Source organism: Synechococcus sp. MU1617 (assembly GCF_020514235.1).
Taxonomy (GTDB): domain Bacteria; phylum Cyanobacteriota; class Cyanobacteriia; order PCC-6307; family Cyanobiaceae; genus Parasynechococcus.
Map to the genome: position 1 here is coordinate 237,639 of NZ_VTLB01000003.1, position 19,854 is coordinate 257,492.

22 protein-coding genes are annotated in these 19,854 nt (G+C 62.9%); 15 read left to right on the forward strand and 7 right to left on the reverse strand.

The window, feature by feature from the left end:
• The first annotated feature begins 40 nt into the window (after nt 1-40).
• The 11 genes from FZZ90_RS08425 (at nt 41) to FZZ90_RS08470 (ending at nt 12,354) form a co-directional block, all read left to right on the forward strand.
• Nucleotides 41-1,945, forward strand: coding sequence for a DNA-directed RNA polymerase subunit gamma (locus tag FZZ90_RS08425; protein ID WP_226425249.1), 1,905 nt, complete (start codon nt 41-43; stop codon nt 1,943-1,945).
• Nucleotides 1,946-1,991: 46 nt separating this feature from the next.
• Nucleotides 1,992-6,080 (forward strand): DNA-directed RNA polymerase subunit beta', encoded by a 4,089-nt coding sequence (locus FZZ90_RS08430; protein ID WP_226425250.1) that lies wholly within the window; start codon nt 1,992-1,994, stop codon nt 6,078-6,080.
• A 35-nt stretch (nt 6,081-6,115) separates the two neighbouring features.
• Nucleotides 6,116-6,268: a hypothetical protein gene (locus tag FZZ90_RS08435; protein ID WP_006850847.1), complete on the forward strand. Its 153-nt coding sequence runs from the start codon at nt 6,116-6,118 to the stop codon at nt 6,266-6,268.
• On the forward strand, nt 6,265-7,323 hold the full coding sequence (rlmN, locus tag FZZ90_RS08440; RefSeq protein ID WP_226425251.1) for a 23S rRNA (adenine(2503)-C(2))-methyltransferase RlmN: 1,059 nt from the start codon (nt 6,265-6,267) through the stop codon (nt 7,321-7,323). The genes FZZ90_RS08435 and rlmN overlap by 4 nt, the downstream gene beginning before the upstream one ends.
• A 54-nt stretch (nt 7,324-7,377) precedes the next feature.
• Complete coding sequence (locus FZZ90_RS08445) at nt 7,378-9,132, forward strand: sodium:solute symporter family protein (protein ID WP_226425252.1); 1,755 nt, start codon at nt 7,378-7,380, stop codon at nt 9,130-9,132.
• Between the two features lie 30 nt (nt 9,133-9,162).
• Nucleotides 9,163-9,288, forward strand: a complete 126-nt coding sequence (locus FZZ90_RS12820; protein WP_255444647.1) for a hypothetical protein — start codon at nt 9,163-9,165, stop codon at nt 9,286-9,288.
• Between the two features lie 30 nt (nt 9,289-9,318).
• Nucleotides 9,319-10,131 (forward strand): HEAT repeat domain-containing protein, encoded by an 813-nt coding sequence (locus tag FZZ90_RS08450; RefSeq protein WP_226425253.1) that lies wholly within the window; start codon nt 9,319-9,321, stop codon nt 10,129-10,131.
• 74 nt (nt 10,132-10,205) lie between these two features.
• Complete coding sequence (locus FZZ90_RS08455; protein WP_226425254.1) at nt 10,206-10,409, forward strand: DUF2997 domain-containing protein; 204 nt, start codon at nt 10,206-10,208, stop codon at nt 10,407-10,409.
• Nucleotides 10,409-10,801, forward strand: a complete 393-nt coding sequence (locus tag FZZ90_RS08460) for a DUF1257 domain-containing protein (RefSeq protein ID WP_226425255.1) — start codon at nt 10,409-10,411, stop codon at nt 10,799-10,801. Before FZZ90_RS08455 ends, FZZ90_RS08460 begins: the two co-directional genes overlap by 1 nt.
• 3 nt (nt 10,802-10,804) lie before the next feature.
• Nucleotides 10,805-11,155: a ferredoxin gene (locus FZZ90_RS08465; protein ID WP_226425316.1), complete on the forward strand. Its 351-nt coding sequence runs from the start codon at nt 10,805-10,807 to the stop codon at nt 11,153-11,155.
• Nucleotides 11,155-12,354: an aldo/keto reductase gene (locus FZZ90_RS08470; RefSeq protein ID WP_226425256.1), complete on the forward strand. Its 1,200-nt coding sequence runs from the start codon at nt 11,155-11,157 to the stop codon at nt 12,352-12,354. Before FZZ90_RS08465 ends, FZZ90_RS08470 begins: the two co-directional genes overlap by 1 nt.
• A gap of 9 nt (nt 12,355-12,363) precedes the next feature.
• Here FZZ90_RS08470 and rsmG read toward each other — a convergent pair whose 3' ends face one another.
• On the reverse strand, nt 12,364-13,095 hold the full coding sequence (rsmG, locus tag FZZ90_RS08475; RefSeq protein WP_226425257.1) for a 16S rRNA (guanine(527)-N(7))-methyltransferase RsmG: 732 nt from the start codon (nt 13,093-13,095) through the stop codon (nt 12,364-12,366).
• Nucleotides 13,096-13,120: 25 nt separating this feature from the next.
• Here rsmG and FZZ90_RS08480 point away from each other — a divergent pair, with 25 nt between their 5' ends.
• Together FZZ90_RS08480 and FZZ90_RS08485 are read left to right on the forward strand one after the other, a co-directional pair.
• Nucleotides 13,121-13,660: a J domain-containing protein gene (locus FZZ90_RS08480; RefSeq protein ID WP_226425258.1), complete on the forward strand. Its 540-nt coding sequence runs from the start codon at nt 13,121-13,123 to the stop codon at nt 13,658-13,660.
• On the forward strand, nt 13,602-13,874 hold the full coding sequence (locus FZZ90_RS08485; protein ID WP_226425259.1) for a DUF3143 domain-containing protein: 273 nt from the start codon (nt 13,602-13,604) through the stop codon (nt 13,872-13,874). Before FZZ90_RS08480 ends, FZZ90_RS08485 begins: the two co-directional genes overlap by 59 nt.
• Nucleotides 13,875-13,885: 11 nt before the next feature.
• Here the strand turns inward: FZZ90_RS08485 and bioA are convergent, their stop codons facing one another.
• Complete coding sequence (bioA, locus tag FZZ90_RS08490; protein ID WP_226425260.1) at nt 13,886-15,184, reverse strand: adenosylmethionine--8-amino-7-oxononanoate transaminase; 1,299 nt, start codon at nt 15,182-15,184, stop codon at nt 13,886-13,888.
• Nucleotides 15,185-15,215: 31 nt separating this feature from the next.
• Here bioA and FZZ90_RS08495 point away from each other — a divergent pair, with 31 nt between their 5' ends.
• Complete coding sequence (locus tag FZZ90_RS08495) at nt 15,216-15,476, forward strand: hypothetical protein (RefSeq protein ID WP_226425261.1); 261 nt, start codon at nt 15,216-15,218, stop codon at nt 15,474-15,476.
• 4 nt (nt 15,477-15,480) lie between these two features.
• On the opposite strand, the gene FZZ90_RS08500 is transcribed toward FZZ90_RS08495, so the two are convergent.
• The 5 genes from FZZ90_RS08500 to FZZ90_RS08520 are packed head-to-tail and all read right to left on the reverse strand — an operon-like array spanning nt 15,481 to nt 18,875.
• A complete protein-coding gene (locus tag FZZ90_RS08500; RefSeq protein WP_226425262.1) occupies nt 15,481-15,636 on the reverse strand; it encodes a hypothetical protein in 156 nt (51 codons plus the stop codon).
• The gene (gene bioD / locus FZZ90_RS08505; protein WP_226425317.1) at nt 15,633-16,292 is read right to left on the reverse strand and encodes a dethiobiotin synthase; all 660 of its coding nucleotides are present in this window, start codon (nt 16,290-16,292) and stop codon (nt 15,633-15,635) included. Before bioD ends, FZZ90_RS08500 begins: the two co-directional genes overlap by 4 nt.
• Nucleotides 16,289-17,068 (reverse strand): methyltransferase, encoded by a 780-nt coding sequence (locus FZZ90_RS08510; RefSeq protein WP_226425263.1) that lies wholly within the window; start codon nt 17,066-17,068, stop codon nt 16,289-16,291. The genes bioD and FZZ90_RS08510 overlap by 4 nt, the downstream gene beginning before the upstream one ends.
• Nucleotides 17,050-17,739: an alpha/beta hydrolase gene (locus tag FZZ90_RS08515; RefSeq protein WP_226425264.1), complete on the reverse strand. Its 690-nt coding sequence runs from the start codon at nt 17,737-17,739 to the stop codon at nt 17,050-17,052. Before FZZ90_RS08515 ends, FZZ90_RS08510 begins: the two co-directional genes overlap by 19 nt.
• Nucleotides 17,736-18,875: an 8-amino-7-oxononanoate synthase gene (locus FZZ90_RS08520; protein WP_226425265.1), complete on the reverse strand. Its 1,140-nt coding sequence runs from the start codon at nt 18,873-18,875 to the stop codon at nt 17,736-17,738. Before FZZ90_RS08520 ends, FZZ90_RS08515 begins: the two co-directional genes overlap by 4 nt.
• A 54-nt stretch (nt 18,876-18,929) precedes the next feature.
• On the opposite strand from FZZ90_RS08520, the gene FZZ90_RS08525 reads away from it, so the two are divergent.
• Nucleotides 18,930-19,850, forward strand: coding sequence for a bile acid:sodium symporter family protein (locus FZZ90_RS08525; RefSeq protein ID WP_226425266.1), 921 nt, complete (start codon nt 18,930-18,932; stop codon nt 19,848-19,850).
• Nucleotides 19,851-19,854: the final 4 nt, after the last annotated feature.

The window sequence follows — 19,854 nt, forward strand, 5'->3', positions numbered from 1 at the left end:
CGAACGAACCGATTCCCCGCTCCTTCTTCCTTAACCGTCAATGACCAACAGCAACCTCCGCACCGAGAACCACTTCGATTACGTCAAGATCACCCTCGCCTCACCCGATCGGGTGATGGAGTGGGGACAGCGCACCCTGCCCAACGGCCAGGTTGTCGGTGAGGTCACCAAGCCGGAGACCATCAACTACCGCACCCTCAAGCCCGAGATGGACGGGCTGTTCTGCGAAAAGATCTTCGGCCCTTCCAAAGACTGGGAATGCCACTGCGGTAAGTACAAACGGGTGCGTCACCGGGGCATTGTTTGTGAACGCTGCGGTGTGGAGGTCACCGAGAGCCGCGTGCGTCGTCACCGCATGGGCTTCATCAAGCTGGCGGCACCGGTCTCCCACGTCTGGTACCTGAAGGGCATCCCCAGCTACGTGGCCATTCTGCTGGACATGCCCCTGCGGGATGTGGAGCAGATCGTTTACTTCAACTGTTATGTGGTGCTGGATCCCGGCGACCACAAGGACCTGAAGTACAAGCAGCTCCTCACGGAAGACGAGTGGCTGGAAATTGAAGACGAGATCTACGCCGAAGATTCCGAGATCGAGAACGAGCCCGTAGTGGGCATCGGTGCCGAGGCCCTCAAGCAACTGCTGGAAGATCTCACCCTCGATGAAGTGGCTGAGCAGCTGCGTGAGGAGATCAACGGCAGCAAGGGGCAGAAGCGCGCCAAGTTGATCAAGCGTTTGCGCGTGATCGACAACTTCATCGCCACCAACGCCCGTCCCGAGTGGATGGTGCTGGATGTAATCCCGGTGATTCCGCCTGATCTGCGTCCGATGGTGCAGCTCGATGGCGGTCGCTTTGCCACCAGTGATCTCAACGATCTCTACCGGCGGGTGATCAACCGCAATAACCGTCTGGCGAGGCTCCAGGAAATCCTGGCCCCTGAAATCATCGTCCGCAACGAGAAGCGGATGCTGCAGGAGGCCGTCGATGCCCTGATCGATAACGGCCGTCGCGGTCGCACCGTTGTAGGTGCCAATAACCGTCCGCTCAAGTCACTGAGCGACATCATCGAAGGCAAGCAGGGCCGCTTCCGTCAGAACCTGTTGGGTAAACGGGTCGACTACTCCGGTCGTTCCGTGATCGTGGTGGGTCCGAAGCTGAAGATGCACCAGTGCGGTCTGCCCAAGGAGATGGCGATTGAGCTGTTCCAGCCCTTCGTGATCCATCGCCTGATCCGCCAGAACATCGTCAACAACATCAAGGCGGCTAAGAAGCTGATCCAGCGAGCCGACGATGAAGTGATGCAGGTGCTGCAGGAGGTGATCGACGGTCATCCGATCCTGCTGAACCGTGCTCCAACCCTGCACCGTCTCGGCATCCAGGCCTTCGAACCCAAGTTGGTGGATGGCCGCGCCATTCAGCTGCACCCACTGGTCTGCCCAGCCTTCAACGCTGACTTTGACGGTGACCAGATGGCCGTTCACGTGCCTCTAGCCATTGAGGCTCAGACCGAAGCACGCATGCTGATGTTGGCCAGCAACAACATCCTGTCGCCCGCCACAGGCGAGCCGATCATTACTCCGTCTCAGGACATGGTGCTCGGCTCCTACTACCTGACAGCGCTTCAACCCGGTGCCACCAAGCCCGATTTCGGTGATCGCAGCTGCACCTTCGCGGGCCTGGAGGATGTCATCCACGCCTTCGAAGACACCCGGATTGGTCTGCATGACTGGGTTTGGGTCCGCTTCAACGGTGAAGTTCAGGACGATGAAGAGCTGGATGCGCCCAGCAAGAGTGAATCCCTCAGCGATGGCACGCGCATCGAAGAGTGGAGCTTCCGCCGCGATCGCTTCGATGAAGACGGTGCCTTGATCAGCCGCTACATCCTCACCACCGTGGGCCGTGTGGTGATGAATCACACAATCATCGACGCGGTGGCCGCCGCCTGAATCGAGCCAGACGCCCTTTCCCTCCATTCCTGATCCGCGCGCAGCCATGACCTCGTCCTCGAAATCCCGAAAGTCCAAATCCAGCAAAGCTTCCAAGGCCGCCAAGGAAGCTCCTGTGAGCGCATCCCGCCCCCTCTCCAAGACCCCGCCACCGTTCCGCAATCAGATCATTGACAAGCGGGCCCTCAAACAGCTTGTTGCTTGGTCTTACAAAAACCACGGCACGGCGGTGACGTCGTCCATGGCCGACAACCTCAAGGATCTCGGCTTCAAGTACGCCACCCAGGCGGCTGTGTCGATCTCCGTCGACGACCTCAAGGTGCCCGAGGCGAAGAAGGATCTGCTGGGCCAGGCCGAGGAACAGATCACGGCGACCGAAGAGCGTTATCGCTTGGGTGAAATCACCGAGGTGGAGCGTCACACCAAGGTGATCGACACCTGGACCGAGACAAATGAGCGTCTGGTGGATGCCGTCAAAAAGAATTTTGACGAGAACGCACCGCTGAACTCGGTGTGGATGATGGCCAACTCCGGTGCCCGGGGAAACATGTCCCAAGTGCGTCAGCTGGTGGGCATGCGCGGCCTGATGGCCAACCCACAGGGCGAAATCATTGACCTTCCGATCCGCACCAACTTCCGTGAGGGTCTGACGGTCACTGAGTACGTCATCTCCTCCTACGGCGCCCGGAAGGGTCTGGTGGATACGGCGCTACGCACCGCTGACTCGGGCTACCTCACCCGTCGTTTGGTGGACGTTGCCCAGGATGTGATCGTCCGTGAGGACGACTGCGGCACAACTCGCCACATCGTGGTGGACGCCGAGGACGGCAAATTCGGCAGCCGGCTTGTGGGTCGCCTGACTGCCGCCCAGGTGGTGAATGCCGATGGTGAGGTGCTGGCCGAGCGCGACACCGAAATCGATCCGCCGCTGTCCAAGGCCTTTGAGGCCGCTGGCGTAAAGGCCGTGAGTGTGCGTTCGCCGCTCACCTGCGAAGCCAACCGTTCCGTTTGTCGTAAGTGCTACGGCTGGGCACTGGCCCACAACGAACTGGTCGATCTGGGTGAAGCCGTCGGCATCATCGCGGCCCAGTCGATCGGTGAGCCTGGAACCCAGCTCACGATGCGGACCTTCCACACCGGTGGTGTGTCCACCGCTGAAACTGGTGTGGTCCGCTCCAAAGTGGCGGGCACCGTCGAGTTCGGCAGCAAGGCGCGGGTGCGTCCCTACCGCACCCCCCATGGTGTGAATGCTCAACAGGCTGAGGTTGATTTCAACCTCACGATCAAGCCGTCCGGCAAGGGCAAGGCTCAGAAGATCGAGATCACCAACGGCTCTCTGCTGTTCGTCGACAACGGTGCTGAGATCGATGCCGACGTCACGGTGGCCCAGATCGCTGCTGGTTCGGTCAAGAAGAGTGTGGAGAAGGCCACTAAGGACGTGATCTGCGACCTTGCCGGTCAGGTGCGTTACGAGGAGGCGATCCAGCCCCGTGAGGTCACCGACCGCCAGGGCAACATCACCCTGAAGGCCCAGCGCCTCGGCCGGATGTGGGTGCTGTCGGGTGATGTGTACAACCTGCCGCCCAACGCCCAGCCTGTGGTCAGCGGTGAAACTCAGGTCACTGAGGGTCAGGTGCTGGCCGAAGCCAGCCAGCGCAGTGAGTACGGCGGTGAAGTCCGCCTGCGCGACTCCATCGGTGATTCCCGCGAGGTGCAGATCGTCACCACGGCGATGACCCTCAAGGACTTCAAACTGCTGGAGGAGTCCACCCACTCCGGTGAGATCTGGAATCTCGAGGCGAAGGACGGCACCCGTTACCGCCTCAACACCATCCCCGGCAGCAAGATCGGTTCAGGTGAAGTCATCGCTGAACTGGCGGATGACCGCTTCCGCACTGGTACAGGTGGTCTGGTGAAGTTCGCCCCTGGTTTGGCAATCAAGAAGGCCCGTTCCGCCAAGAACGGCTACGAGGTCAACAAGGGCGGCACCCTGCTGTGGATCCCCCAGGAGACCCACGAAATCAACAAGGACATCTCCCTGTTGATGATCACCGATGGTCAGTGGATCGAGGCTGGAACCGAGGTTGTTAAAGACATCTTCAGCCAGACAGCGGGCATCGTCACCGTCACCCAGAAGAACGACATCCTGCGCGAAATCATCGTCCGCAGTGGTGAGTTCCACCTCTGCAGCGATGCCAAGGCGTTGGAGCGCTTCGAGGGTGATGGCCAGATGGTCAATCCCGGCGAGGACGTCGCCAAGGGATTGTCCGTCGACACGATGAAGTATGTGCAGACGGTGGAGACCCCCGAAGGCAAGGGTCTGCTGCTGCGTCCCGTTGAGGAGTACACCATTCCCAACGAGGCCCAGCTGCCTGAGCTGTCCCATGTGAAGCAGGCCAATGGCCCTCACCTCGGCATCAAGGCCACTCAGCGTCTGGCGTTCAAGGACAACGAACTGATCAAGTCCGTTGAAGGTGTGGAGCTGCTCAAGACCCAGCTGCTGCTCGAGACCTTCGACACCACTCCGCAGATGACGGTGGATGTGGAAAAGGCCCCCGACAAGCGGGCCAAGACCATTTCCCGTCTGCGCCTCGTGATCCTTGAGTCGATCCTGGTGCGTCGCGACACCATGTCCGACTCCAGCCATGGTTCAACCCACACCGAGCTGCAGATCGAAGACGGCGTGTCAGTGAAGGCTGGTGATGTCGTTGCTACCACGCAGATCCTCTGCAAGCAGGCAGGTCTGGCGCAGTTGCCGGAAGCCACCGAAGCCGACCCTGTGCGTCGGATGATCGTGGAGCGCCCCGAAGACACCACCACCCTGAGCACCTCCGGCAAGCCGGTGGTGAGCGTCGGTCAGCGGATTGTCGATGGCGATGTCCTTGCCGACGGCGAGACTGCAAGCTGCTGTGGTGAGATCGAGGCTGTGGGAGGCAACAGCGTCACCCTGCGCCTGGGACGTCCCTACATGGTGTCTCCCGATTCCGTTCTGCACGTGCGCGATGGAGATCTGGTGCAGCGGGGTGACGGTCTGGCCCTGCTGGTGTTCGAACGCCAAAAGACCGGTGACATCGTTCAGGGTCTGCCACGAATTGAGGAATTGCTGGAGGCCCGTCGCCCCCGTGAATCCGCGATTCTCTGCAAGAAGCCCGGCACCGTCGAGATCAAGCAGGGTGAAGACGACGACTCCCTCGCCGTCAACGTGATCGAATCCGATGACGCCATCGGCGAATACCCGATCCTGCTCGGCCGCAACATCATGGTGAGCGATGGCCAGCAGGTCACTGCCGGTGAGTTGCTGACCGATGGCCCGATCAACCCTCACGAGTTGCTCGAGTGCTATTTCGAGGATCTGCGCAGCCGCAAGCCTCTGATGGATGCCGCTCAGGAGGCGATTGCCAACCTGCAGCACCGTCTGGTGACTGAGGTTCAGAACGTCTACAAGTCCCAGGGCGTCTCGATTGACGACAAGCACATCGAAGTGATCGTCCGTCAGATGACCAGCAAGGTGCGAGTCGAGGATGCCGGTGACACCACCCTGTTGCCCGGTGAGCTGATCGAACTCCGTCAGGTGGAAGACACCAACCAGGCCATGGCGATCACCGGTGGCGCTCCCGCCGAGTTCACCCCGGTTCTGCTGGGTATCACCAAGGCGTCGCTCAACACCGACAGCTTCATCTCCGCCGCCTCCTTCCAGGAGACGACCCGTGTGCTCACCGAAGCTGCCATCGAGGGCAAGAGCGACTGGCTGCGCGGTCTCAAGGAGAACGTGATCATCGGTCGCCTGATTCCTGCAGGTACCGGCTTCAGTGGCTTCGAAGAGGAGCTGCAGAAGGAGGCTGGCCCCCACCCCGACATCCTGTCTGAGGATCCGGCCGGCTACCGCCGCATGCAGAACCTGCGTCCCGACTACACCGTCGACATGCCCCCTGCGGCCAGCGCCAGTGCGGTGCTGGATGACCCCAGTGACGCCGACCTTGAGGCCACCCGCACCCGCCACAACATCGATCCCTCGGCGAGTAATTTCGCCGCGTTCACCCGTCCGGACGCCGACAATGAGCTGAAGGAAGAGCAGGTGGTCGATGCTGAAGCCGTCGAGGGCCTTCAGGAAGAGGGCCTGCTCTCTGACGAATGAGCTCCGCTCAAACGTTCACCATTGCAGCCCCTTCCATGCTTGAGCCCACTGAGATTCCCAAGAGACGCCTGCCTAAATATGGGTTCCACACCCATACCGAGCGGCTGAATGGACGTTTGGCCATGCTTGGCTTCATCGCCCTGATGGCGGTGGAGATCAAGCTGGGCCATGGTCTGCTGATCTGGTGACCCAGGCTCTGCTGGGTCGCAGCGCGGCTGAGCTGCAGGACTGGGCCGTTGCTCAGGGGCAAAAGCCGTTCCGTGGCCGTCAGCTCCATGACTGGATTTATGCCAAAGGGGCTCGATCCCTGGCCGACATCACGGTCTTCCCCAAGACCTGGCGTGCCGCCTTGTTGGAGGGTGGCATCGATGTGGGCCGACTGAAGGAAGTGCATCGTTCGGTGGCCACGGATGCCACCACCAAATTGCTGCTCTCCACAGAGGACGGCGAAACCATTGAAACCGTCGGTATTCCCACCGACCAACGGCTCACCGTCTGTGTGTCCAGCCAGGTGGGTTGTCCCATGGCCTGCCGCTTCTGCGCCACCGGCAAAGGCGGCCTGCAACGCTCACTCCAGACCCACGAAATCGTGGATCAGGTGCTGAGTGTGCGTGAGGCGATGGACCGTCGTCCCTCCCACATCGTGTTCATGGGCATGGGCGAGCCCCTGCTCAACAGCAGCGCTGTTCTGGAGGCGATCCGCTGCCTCAATGATGACCTCGGTATCGGCCAACGGCGCATCACCGTCAGCACGGTGGGTGTTCCGAAAACCCTGCCGCAACTGGCAGAACTGGCCATGCAGCGGTTGGGACGCGCCCAGTTCACCCTGGCGGTGAGTCTCCATGCCCCCAACCAGCGGCTGCGCGAGGAGCTGATTCCCACAGCCCATGCCTACCCCTATGACGCCCTGCTTGAGGATTGCCGTCACTATCTGGACGTGACCGGTCGGCGGGTGAGTTTTGAGTACATCCTTCTTGGTGAACTCAACGATCAGCCAGAGCACGCCGCAGAGCTGGCGGATCGCGTTGGCGGTTTCCAGAGTCACGTGAACCTGATCGCCTACAACCCGATTGAGGAGGAGGAGTTCAAGCGACCGACGCCGCAGCGGATTGAGGCGTTTCGTCGTGTTCTGGAGCGACGCGGTGTCGCCGTGAGTCTGAGGGCCAGCCGGGGGCTGGATCAAAATGCGGCTTGTGGTCAGCTCCGGCGTCAGCAGATGGCTCCGAATTCGTCGGGGATCTGAAGGGTGGGCTGATGTCCTGTTCCTTAGCAGACTGCTGAGGAACAGGCTCTGCGAATGACAGCAATTGATTGGCTGCTTCTCGCTGCTTACCTCGTTCTCACCCTGGTGTTGGGGTTGTGGCTGGCCCGCCGCAACAGCGGCGAGGCGGATTATTTCGTGGCTGGCCGTCGTCTGAACGGTTGGTTGGCCGGCGCCTCGATGGCGGCGACCACCTTCTCCATTGACACGCCGCTCTACGTCGCCGGCTTGGTGGGTGCCCGCGGCCTGGCGGGCAACTGGGAGTGGTGGAGTTTTGGTTTGGCCCATGTGGCCATGGCCGTTGTCTTCGCACCCCTCTGGCGCCGCAGCGGTGTGCTCACCGACGCCGCCTTTACCGAGCTGCGCTACGGCGGAGGGGCCGCGGCTTGGTTGCGCGGTATCAAGGCTTTCCTGTTGGCCGTGCCGGTGAACTGCATTGGCATCGGGTATGCCTTCCTCGCCCTACGCAAGGTGGTGGAAGCCCTCGGCCTGGTGTCGGGTCAACCCGCTGCCCTGGGACTGACGGACACGGTCTGGTTGTTGATGGTCGTGGCCCTGCTCGTGATGAGTTACACCGTGGCCGGTGGGCTCTGGGCTGTCGTGGTCACCGATCTGGTCCAGCTCGTGCTGGCGTTGGCGGGTGCCGTGGCCGTGGCCGCGGCTGCCCTCCATGCCGCAGGAGGGATGACGGCGCTGTTGGAGCAACTGCAGGCGCTGCAGCGGCCAGAGCTGCTGTCTCTGGTGCCCTGGACCTGGGATGACTCGGGCTTCCGCTGGTTGCAGGGCAGTGGCATCAGCATCCCGATGTTCACGGCCTACATCGCTGTGCAGTGGTGGAGTTTCCGTCGCAGCGATGGTGGCGGCGAGTTCATCCAGCGGATGCTGGCCACCCGTGATGAGCAGCAGGCCCGGCTGGCGGGTTGGGTCTTTCTGGTGGTGAATTACCTCCTGCGCAGCTGGCTCTGGATCGTGGTCGCGTTGGCGGCCCTGGTGCTGTTGCCAGCCGGCGCTGATCTGGAGCTGGGCTATCCCGCCCTGGCCGTGCAACTTCTGCCCCCCGTGGCGCTCGGCCTGGTGGTGATCTCCCTGGTGGCGGCGTTCATGAGCACCGTGAGCACCTCGGTGAACTGGGGAGCCAGCTACCTCACTCACGACCTCTATCAGCGCTTTGTTCGCCCCTCCGCCGGTTCCCGCGAGGTGTTACTGGTGGGACAACTCACCACGGTTCTGCTGCTTGTTCTTGGGGTGATCACTGCTTTGATCAGCGACAGCATCGGCACGGTGTTTCGGCTGGTGATCGCCATCGGGTCCGGCCCAGGTGTGGTTCTGGTGCTGCGCTGGTTCTGGTGGCGCGTTAACGCCGCGGCGGAGCTATCGGCGATGCTCTGCGGGTTTTTCGTTGGGGTGTTCACCTCGGTGGTGCCCCTGGTTCGGATCGAGGATTACGGGGTTCGTATTGCGGCGATCACCGGCCTCTCCGCTGTGGTCTGGTTGGCGGTGATGCTGAGCACACCTCCGGAATCCGACGCTGTCTTGGAGCGGTTTGTGCGGACGGTGCGTCCTCCGGGCCCCGGTTGGTCACGCCTGCGCAAGCGCTTCGGTGTCATGCCGATGGAGTCGTTGCCCGCCATGCTGCGGCGCTTTGTGCTGGCCTGCGGTGTGCTGTTCGGCGGTCTGCTCGGCACGGGAGGATTCCTTTTGCATCAGCAGTGGACTGGCTGGATCGGTCTGTCGGTGCTGATCCTCTCGATCTGGCAGCTGAGGCGGCGTGTCGATGCCGTGCCGTCTTGAGCAGAATGGCGCCTTGATTGGAGTGTTCCGGTGTCGTTTTTTCGTTCCACCCTTCTGCCGGCTCTGATTGTTCTCCTGTTTGCCCTGGCGTTGGTGGCCGTGAGTGCCCGCATCTGGCTTCCCGGTGACATGCTGGCTCCAGCTCCCATGGGTTGAGCCCTGGAATGGCTCCCGTAGCATCCCCGCATGACTGACGATCGCAGCCAACAGAAGGACCAGGGGCTTTCCAACCTTTCCGTGGATCCTGATCTGCTGGCGCGTGAGCTGGCGGCTGAAGACGATATTGACCCGCTTGATGCGATCCAGCTCGACGACGCCGAGCAGGATTCCTCTTTGCAAATTGCCCGGTCCTGTGACCAGGGTCTGGTCTGGTTGCGTGGCAACCATGGAGAACGGCTCCAAGGCCTGCAGGTTTTCTGTGAACACCGTGATCCCCGCGCGATCGCCCTGCTGCTCCCCTTGCTCCAGAACTTCTGCCCGGTGGAGCGGATGAGTGCCGTCTACGCCTTGGGCCGCAACCCATCTCCTCCGGCTGTTGAGCCGCTGTTGCAGCTGCTGCAGCTCGATGCCAACGCCTACGTCCGTAAGGCTGCGGCCTGGAGCCTGGGCAATTTCCCCGATGCTCCGGTGCTGAATCCGCTGATCCGGGCACTGCAGACGGATGTCGCAGCGGTGCGCCTGTGGTGTCCAGGCTCACTGGCGGAGGCCGGCAGTCGTTCACCGGTGAAGGCCGACCCCGCGGCGGGTCAATTGCTGGTGAGCCTGCGCATCGACAGTGAAGCGGTGGTGCGCAGCAACTGCATCTGGGCTTTGGGCCGTTTGATGGATCAGCTGGTGCAGCCGCGACAAGCTGAGATCGTTGAGGCTCTGGTGAGCGCCCTCCTCCATGACGGTGAGATCTCTGTGCGCGATGAGGCCAGAACCGCCCTCGAACAGCTGGAGGATCCATTGGTGCTGGAACGCATCCAGGCTTTGATCAACGACGGTTTCATCCTGTAACTGGGCTGTGTAACGAGGAAGTCAACACTCTCGGGAGACCACCACTAGATTGCGATGCAAATCACGCTTCTTCAATGCCCCAAAAGACCCTTCGTTTCACCATTCGGCCTGATGGTCGTGTGGAAGAGCGGGTCGAGGGTGTTGCAGGCGAGGCGTGCCAGCAGCTCACTGAAGAAGTGGAAGCTGCTCTTGGAACGGTTGAACGTAAGGAGTCCACATCCGAAGCGTTTCTGCAGCCAGAGGTCCAGTCCCAGTCTCTTCCAGCTCATTTGAACTGATGTCGCATTTCAGCACCGTCAAAACCGAACTGCGTCAGCTGGAGCCTCTGGTGAAAGCTTTGGAAGACATGGGTTATGCCCCTGATCAGGCCGAACGCCCTGTGCGTGGCTACCGCGGCCAGACCGTTACGGCTGATCTGGCTATTCCAGTGCAGGACGGTGGTGATATCGGCTTCCGCTGGAACAGCGCATCGGAGTCCTACGAGCTGGTCACAGACCTCGATCTGTGGAAACAGCAGATTCCTGTGGAACGTTTCCTCTCCAAGCTCACCCAGCGCTATGCCTTGAACACGGTTCTTGCTGCCACCGCCAAGGAAGGTTTTCAGGTTGCCGAGCAGACCCAAACCGAGGATGGTTCGATTGAACTCGTGGTGACCCGCTGGGACGCCTGAATCCTGGCTGATTCTTCGTCTCACGCTTTTTCTGCCCCAGCCCGGCCGCTGGAGCAAGCCACCGGTAGGGAGCCACTCCTTGGTGGTGACATGCGAGATCAGGCTGTCTGGGTCGATGAAGGCGTCTGCATCGGCTGCCGTTATTGCGCTCATGTAGCTGCCAACACTTTTGTTGTTGAGCCCCATTTGGGACGTTCCAGGGCAATCCGACAGGACGGCGACTCCACCGAATGCATCCAGGAGGCCATCGATACCTGCCCAGTGGATTGCATCCACTGGGTTCCTTTTGAATCGTTGGAAACGCTGCGGCAAAACCTGATTCGCCAGAATCTGCAACCCCGTCCCCAGGGTTAATGGCGCTTCCCACCCGCCGATTCGGCCGCACGGAGCTTGAGATCCCTCTCTTGTCTCTTGGGGGAATGCGCTTTCAGCAGAGCTGGACAGACCTCCCTGCTGAAGAGATCACGTCTGCGTCGCAGACCCAGCTCGAGGCGACCCTGAGGCGCGCAGTGGATCTGGGTTTTCATCATGTGGAAACGGCTCGGCACTACGGCAGCTCCGAGCGTCAGCTGGGTTGGGCCCTGCCGCGCACACCCGACCCCTCCCGTCTGCTGCAGAGCAAGGTGCCTCCCCGGCCCGATCCCGATGCCTTCGAAGCGGAACTGGAGCTCAGCTTTGAGCGGCTGGGATGTGATCGCCTGGATTTATTGGCCATCCATGGCATCAACCTGCAGGAGCATCTCGAGCAGACCCTTCGGCCTGGGGGATGCATGGAGGTGGTGCGCCGCTGGCAGGCGGAGGGTCGCATCGGTCACGTGGGCTTCTCCACCCATGGCCCCACAGCCTTGATTGCAGAGGCCTGCGATTCCGGTGCCTTCGATTACGTGAATCTGCACTGGTATTACATCCGCCAAGACAACAATCCCGCCCTGGATGCGGCCCGCCGTCAGGACATGGGGGTGTTCATCATCAGTCCCACCGACAAAGGAGGCCATCTGCACACGCCATCCCAACGGCTGTTGGAGCTTTGTGCACCGTTGCATCCCATCGTTTTCAACGACCTGTTTTGTCTCCAGGATCCGCGGGTGCACACCATCAGCGTGGGAGCGGCCCGGCCGGAGGATCTCGAGCTTCATCTGGAGGCGTTGCACTTGCTGCCGGATGCCGCGTCCTTGATTGCTCCGGTGGATCAGCGGCTTCGGCAAGCGGCCGATGAAGCGCTGGGTCGTGACTGGATGGCCACCTGGTCCGTCGGGCTTCCGCCTTGGTATGCGACGCCTGGGGGGATCAACCTGCCGGTGTTGCTTTGGTTGTACAACCTTCTGGAGGCCTGGGATCTCGAGAGTTATGCCAAGGCCCGATATGGGTTGTTGGGCTCCGGCGGGCACTGGTTTGCCGGTGCCAATGCCGATGGCTTTGATGGGGAGGTCAGTGCCGAAGACCTGCGGAGAGTCCTGCAGGAGAGCCCATGGCGTCAGCGCATCCCCGAGATCCTGCGCAGCCTCAAGCACCGGCTCAAGGGCGAATCCCAGATGCGCTTGTCGAGCGTCTGAGTGTTCGTCTTAGCCCCCAAGGGGATCTCGGCTGGGCGTTCCCACGGCCCTTGGGTAGCTGCGGGGGCAGGGGGCGTTCGGCTGCACCCGCAGAAGATGACGCGTGCCGCGATCACCGGGCAGTTGCCGGTGCTGCACCTCCATCAGACGGGCCTGCAGTAGGCGCAGGGCTCTGTTGAACGGCACGGCATCGGCGTCATTCCACTGGCCCCGATACAGCAGGGCCTGGCCGTCGGTTTTCAGCAAGGGCACGAGGTATTCAGCCACCACAGGAGCTGCCGCCACAGCCCGGGCTACGGCTCGATCGAAGCTGCCGCGGAAGTTGCGATCGCGCCCGGTGGTTTCGATCCGCTCGGTGCGGACCCGCACCCGATCGGCAAGCCCCAGGCTGCTGGCCATGGCTTCCACGGCGGCGGTCTTGCGCCCGACGGAATCCAGCAGGGTCACCTGTGACTGGGGCAGGGCAATGGCGACGGCGAGACCGGGGAAGCCGCCCCCGGTCCCCACATCAATCCAGTGCTGCGGCTCGTCCGCTGACTGGAGTTCCCCCGCCAGCGGCCAGAGACTGTCGAAGACCTGACCAATCCAGAAATCATCGCCGTTCACCAGGCGCGTGAGGTTGACCCGTTCATTCCAGCTCTGCAGGAGGCCTTGAAGCTCCACCAGCTGGTCGCGTTGCCCTTGCGATGGCTGCCATCCCAGGGCGTCCCAGAACGCCGGTTCAGGCGCGGTGGCGGCCATGGCTGCACCAACAACTCTTCTTAGGATGAAGGACCGGCTGTCTCCTGTGTCCGAAGCCCACCCCAGCCATCACGAACGGCTTGGCGTGCGCCCCGGGGTTGACGCTGAAACCTTGCGCCAGGCCTTTCGACGTCAGTCCAAGGCTCTGCATCCCGACACCACGCAACTGCCGCCCGAGCAGGCCAGCATTGCTTTTCAGGAGCTTAAGGAGTCCTACGACGTTTTACTGCGTCAGAGCCAAGCAACCCTCGGTCTTGGCATACAGGCGCCGTCATCGCCCCCGCCCCTGCAGAGTCAGCCCCGCCCGGATGCCTGGCAGGGCATCGGTCAACGAAGGCCGCTTTCCGGCGGGGAATGGTTCTCGCTGGTGCTGTTGAGCATCGCGCTGTTGCTCAGCCTGGTGCTGGGGTTGGGGGTGGCTCTTGCCCAGGGCCGCGACTGGCAGGTGTCGCCGAGTTGGCTGGCGGATGAGCAGACTCCGAAGACATCCGTGCGTACGCAACCTGATGGCCGCCCTGCCCCCGGAGAGCACCCCGCTGAATCAGCACTCTCTTCCGGCGCTTGAGGCCTGGCTTCAGCAGCTGGGTGCCGTCCGTATGGACGACAACCCCTGCCAGTGGATGCTCGAGCGTTCTGAGTGGAGGGCGCTGTTGCTGCTGGAACGGGAGGACCTCAAAGTGATCTGGCACCCCGGTTCCCTGGAAGCGATGTTGCAGTGTTCATTGCCCTATGGCCTCTCCAGGGCTGATGTCGAGGCGGCGATTCAGGCGGGTCCCTGAGGCCACAACGTTCAGAGCTGATCGAGGGCCATTTCCAGCACCGAATAGCACCGTTCCAGCTGGACATCGCTGATGCAGAGCGGTGGCAGTAGATAGACCACCTGGCCCAGGGGGCGGAGGAAGACGCCGTTCTCCATCGCCAGCCGTTTCAATCTCGGCCCCGCCGGGTTGAGGTAGCCCGAGGTTCCCTCCACAACGAGGTCGAAGCCGGCAACAGTCCCCGTCAGCCGGGGGTGTTGCACCTTCGGATGGCGTGCCAACCGTTCGAGGTGCGGACGATGCCGTTGTTCGAACTGCTGAAAGGCAGCGGGGTTGCGCTCCATCAGATCGAGGCTGGCGTTAGCCGCGGCGCAGCCCAGCGGATTGGCCGTGAAGCTGTGGCCGTGCCAGAGGGTCAGACAAGGGTCGTCACCGACGAAGGCTTCGAACACCGCTTCGCTGGCCATGGTCACGCCCATCGGCAGACATCCACCCGTCAAGCCTTTGGACAGCGCCATCAGATCCGGCCGGATGCCCGCCCGCCGGCTGGCGAACCAGTCGCCGCAGCGTCCGAAGCCGGTCAGCACTTCATCGGCAATCAGCAGTGCTCCTGCCTGACGGGTGCGTGCCTCCACCTGTTGCAGAAACTCGGGCCGCACCATGGCCATCCCGCCGGCCCCCTGCAGCAGGGGCTCGAGGATCACCGCCGCAGTCGGTGTCTCCAGCACGCGCTCGAGCACCTCCAGTGCTGCCGATTCCTTGGCCTCCACGGCGTCGTCATCCCACCAGGTGGCCGGCCAGGGAACCCTGGCGACGGGAAAGAGCTTGTCTTCAAAGGGCGCGCTGAAAAGGTTGCGTTCGCCAACGGCCATCGCCCCGAAGGTGTCGCCGTGGTACGCGCCGTCGAAGGCGACGATCTGATGACGCGGTTGCCCCCGGTTGGCCCACCACTGGCAGGCGATCTTGAGCGCCACTTCCACCGCAGTGGAGCCGTTGTCGGAGAAGAACAGCCGTTGCAGACCGCAGAGTCCGCTCAGGCGTACGGCCAGCTGTTCCGCAGGCTCATGGGTGAAGTCGGCAAAAATCACCTGCTCGAGGCGGGCTGCCTGATCGGCGATGGCCTTGGCCAACACCGGATGGGCATGGCCGTGAAGGGTGACCCACCAGCTACTGATGGCATCGATCAGCGGTTCCCCCTTTTCACGAATCAGCAGAGCCCCGTCTCCGGACACCACCCGTTGGGAGTTGGCTGCGCTGGCCATCTGGGTGAAGGGGGGCCACAGATTCGGATGGCGGATCGACTCCATGGCAGCAGCGGCAGCTTTTGCCATATTGGATCTGAGGCTGTTGGAGATGCCCCGGATGGCTGCCCCGCGCACCCGTCGTCAATCCAAGCGTTTTGTTCCCGCCATGCCGCCTGAGCGGTCGGCCAAGCGACGCCTCGTTCTCCCGGAGGGCGACTGGCATTCGATTCGCAGTGATCTCGAGCTACGGGGTTGGTCGTCGTCCCAGCTGGAGTTGATCCAGGCTGAACTCAGACACGGATGGCCGCTGCGGATCGCCGTGCGCCATGCCGCGATGCGACTGGGCACCTGCCCCACCGGTTCAAAGGCCCTGGGCTGAGTCTTCAGCGGCAGACGTCACTGTTCTTTTCCGCCTCTGTGGCAATGGCACTGCAGTTCACCCAGCGCACCAGCTGCACCTCGATATCGGTGAACAGCACCAGAATTCCAACGCAGAGTGCTGAAACAGCAAGGGTCGCCAGGGTTTGACGTGAATTCACGGGGACGATCGCTTCAGCGCTTTTCGGAATGTAGTGGTGAGATCCTGCTCGTGCCAAAGCCGCTCCAGAACCGTTGCCGATAGCGAGGCCTGGGGGGGGAGCTGCGCCAGAACGGGGACGTCACCGAACTGTTCGAGGGTCCCCGGGTTGTCGGCATGGAGGCGGCCGTTGAGGATCAGTCCCAACACCGTGAGATTTCGCCGTCTCATCGCTTCCAGGCTGAGCAGGGTGTGGTTGAGGGTGCCCAGCCCACTGCGGGCCACCAGAACGATTGGCAACTGCCACTCCACGAGTTGATCGATCTGGAGCCAGTTGCGGGTGAGGGGCACCATCAACCCTCCAGCTGTCTCCACCACCAGCGATCCCTGATGGTCGGGAAGAGCCAGTTGGGCTGGGTCGAGCGGCGTGTCGTCCAGTTCGGCGGCCCAGTGGGGGGAGACCGGCTCTCGGAAGGCATAGGCCTCGGGAAGCATCCGTTCCGGCGGGAGGTTCAACAGCTGCCGCACCCGTTCGCGGTCTCCGCCGCCCTCCAGTCCGCTCTGAACGGGTTTCCAGTAGCTGGCCTGAAGCCCCTGCACGAGCCACGCACTCACCACGGTTTTGCCGACGTCCGTGTCGGTTCCGCATACCACCAGGCGACTGACGCTGCCGTTCATCGCTTCACTATCAGGACCCACATCCTCCAGGTCAGGGCGAACCGTGTCAGAGCGAACCGTGGTGATGCGTTGGCTTGGGGCCAAGCCCGGAAGACGGCCTTCCACTGGCCTGGGGAGAGCCGGCCAGCATTGGTGACGGAGGCGCCAATGCTGCTCATCGGTCGCAGCAGCCGCAGTGGATTGGCGGCGTGTTGGGTGAAGCTCAGGCACTCGTCCCGTTGCACCACGCCATCGGGCAGGGCCGCGATCAGTTGCTCTCGCACCGGCATGGTCAAGGCCGTGCAGGCCTGATCTGCTGCGCGGGCGGCGTGCTGCCATTGCGGAAAACTTCCGTCCACCGGCACCGCCAGGGCCAGCCAGCCCCCCTTCGGCAGCGCATCCACCCAACGTCGAAGCTGTTGCGCTGGATCTGGCAACCAATGCAAAACAAAGCTGGAGGCCAGCAGTTGCGGTGGCTCACTCCAGTCCGGTAGCCCGCGGCTCAGGTCATGCCGCAGGGTGCGTGTTCCATGGGGGTGGCTGTTCAACATGGCGGTACTTCCGTCAAGGCGGATCACTTGCTGACCCGGGTGAGCGGCTTCCAGGGCTGCGGCCAGATGACCGGTGCCGCTGCCGAGGTCTGCCCACAGGCCGCGCCGGATGGAGCAGTGTCGGCAGAGTTGGGCCAGGCGCCAGGCCATAGCCCGTTGCAGCTGCGCGTCGCCCGCGTAGGTCGGCGCTGCGCGACTGAAGCGCTCCAGCACCTGGTCGGGGCGAATCACAGGGCCTCCAGCCATTGCTGCACCACCGAGAGCACCGGTGGTGTGATCAGTGCGTGGCCCCAATTCGGATCCCGATGGAGGGTCAGCGGCTGCTGTCTGAGGTCATCGATCAGCTGCTGCGCCGATGCGGCGTGCACCACAGCGTCCTGTTCGCCCTGCACCACCAGCACAGGCACGGCCTCAGGCCATCCCGTCGGCAGGGCCTGGCAGTGCGCCAGAAGCTCCAGATCCTGCTGCAGCCGCTGGCGCCCCAGGGTCGTCAAACCTTGCAGCTGGGGGGCTGGGGGCAGGGCGCTGCGGGCATGGGGTGAGGCGGCTTTGTCGAGGAAGCGTTCCAGCATCGTCAGTTCCTGGTCGGTGTCCAGAGCCGCCTGCATCCCCTGCAGAGCTGCAGCCACAGCGCGCCCTGCGCGCCCGTGGGGCACGAAGGCGCTGAAGCTACCCAGCAGCACCACCGCATCGGCCTGCGCCAGAACAGCTGCCGGCAGTAGATGCAGCCCCAGGGAGTGGGCGATCAACAGGTTGCGTTCTGGGCCGGGGGGCCATGCCGGAGCAACAGCCTCACCGCCGCCGTAGCCCCGGTCTGCGCTGGACCATCTCGATCCCCAGTCTTCAAAGCGTTGACGCCAGTGGAACCAAGCGCTGGCCTGGCCAGCCCAACCATGCATCGCCAGGACCTGCGTCATCGAGAGCCGAGGGCTGCGAGCAGTTGCTCCAATGTGCCCTCTGGCAGGTCCCGCCGCAGCACCAAGCGCAAACGGGCGGTTCCCTCCGGCACGGTGGGCGGCCGGATCGCTACTGAAAGCAGACCCGCCTGCTCCAGCTTTTGCTGGAGGTCGAGCGCGTCCTGGTCGCCACCGATCAGTAAGGGCAGCACAGGACCGTGCCCTGCTGGTTTTACCCAGCCCTGCTGCGCCAGAGCTGTCCTCCAGCGTTCCGAGCGCTGGCTCAGCTCGCTTCCCCAATTGGGGTTGGTTTGGATCAAGTGCAGGGCAGCTTGTGCTCCAGCCACCAGCGGTGGTGCCAGGGCCGTGGTGTAGCGGAAAGCCCCACTGGTTTGAAGCAGCCGTTCCATCGTGGTGTGACCCCCAGCCAGAAATGCACCTCCGCTGCCGAAGGCCTTGCCGAAGGTGCCGCACACCAAGGCCACAGGCTGTCGGAGTCCATGGCAAAGCCCGCGGCCTCCGGGCCCCAACACCCCCAGGCCATGGGCTTCGTCCACCAGCAGCTGTGCACCGTGGTGGGCGCAAAGGTCGGCGATGCCCTGCAGATCGGGGCTGGTGCCTTCCATGCTGAACAGGCTTTCGGTCACCACCAGTGGTGGTGTTGTTGCCGGCTTGAGCCGCTGCAGCCGCTGGCCGAGATCTTCAAGATCGTTGTGGGCAAAGCGTTGCAGCCGCGCTCCACTGGTGCGGACGCCGGCCAGCAGCGAGTGGTGGATCAGCCGGTCCACCAACACGGTGGTATGCCTGTCACTCAGGGCCGTTAGGGCAGCGATGTTGGCTTGAAATCCGCTGGGGAACAGCAGCACTCGGTCTCGGTTCAACCAGGTGGCGAGGGCTGCCTCCAGATCCAGATGGCATGGTCGGGTGCCGGTGACCAGGCGAGAGCCACCGGCACCAACGCCATCGGAGGCCATGGCCTCCGTTGCCGCTGCGAGCACATCGGGATGGCGGCTGAGCCCGAGGTAGTCGTTGCTCGCCAGATCAACGAGCTGGCCGGCTTCAGCGGGATCCTTCAGCTGCCAGGGCTCCTGGCCGGCATTCAAGCTCCGCAGGCGCCGGCGGCGGGCTGGAGGGATGGGAGAAGCGTGGTCCCGCATCACAACAGTCTGGAATCCGTCCTGATCAAGGATGGCCGCAGTCCTCTGATCGTCATGTCCTGGGAGCGTTTCACTCTGCTGTTTCCGCTTTGGACGTTGCTGGGGGCTCTGCTGGCGCTGCTGCATCCCCCGCTGTTCATCTGGTTCAAGGGCCCACTGATCGCCCTTGGACTCGGCGTGATCATGCTGGGCATGGGCGTTGGGCTGACACCCGCTGATTTCGTGCGGGTTGGTCGACGCCCCCGGGCCATGCTGCTCGGGGTGCTGGCGCAGTTCCTGGTGATGCCGGCTCTTGCCGCTGCGATTGCGGCGGCTCTGCACCTGCCTGCGCCGCTTGCGGTGGGTTTGATTCTTGTGGGCTGCTGCCCGGGGGGGACCGCCAGCAATGTGGTGGTTCTGATCGGCCGTGGCGATGTGGCGCTTTCGGTGGTCATGACAACGATCAGCACCCTGGCGGCGGTTGTGTTGACCCCGCGTCTCACCCAGGTGTTGGCCAGTCAGTACGTGCCGGTGGACGGTTGGGCCCTGTTCCTGGCCGTGCTTCAGGTGGTGTTGTTGCCCGTCACCGTTGGGGTGGTGCTCAAGCGTGGTTTGCCCGGTGTGGCCCAGCGGATTGAGCCTGTGATGCCTCCCTTGGCGGTGATGGCCATCGTGATGATCGTCTCCAGCATCGTGGGCAGCCAGACGGCTGTGCTGCGTCAGCAGGGGCCCGTGCTGATCCTGGCTTGCCTGCTACTTCACGGCGGCGGCTTTCTGCTCGGCTGGCTGATTCCCCGGCTGGCGGGGCAGACCGTGCAGGCTCAGCGGACCATCAGCATCGAGGTGGGCATGCAGAACTCAGGACTGGCCGTGGTCCTCGCCCGCAGTGGTGGGTTCGCCAGTCCCCTGACGGCGTTGCCGGGTGCCATCTCTGCGGTGATTCACTGCCTGATCGGCAGCGCCCTTGCTGCCGTCTGGAGGCGTCGCTCGCCTTAGTCGG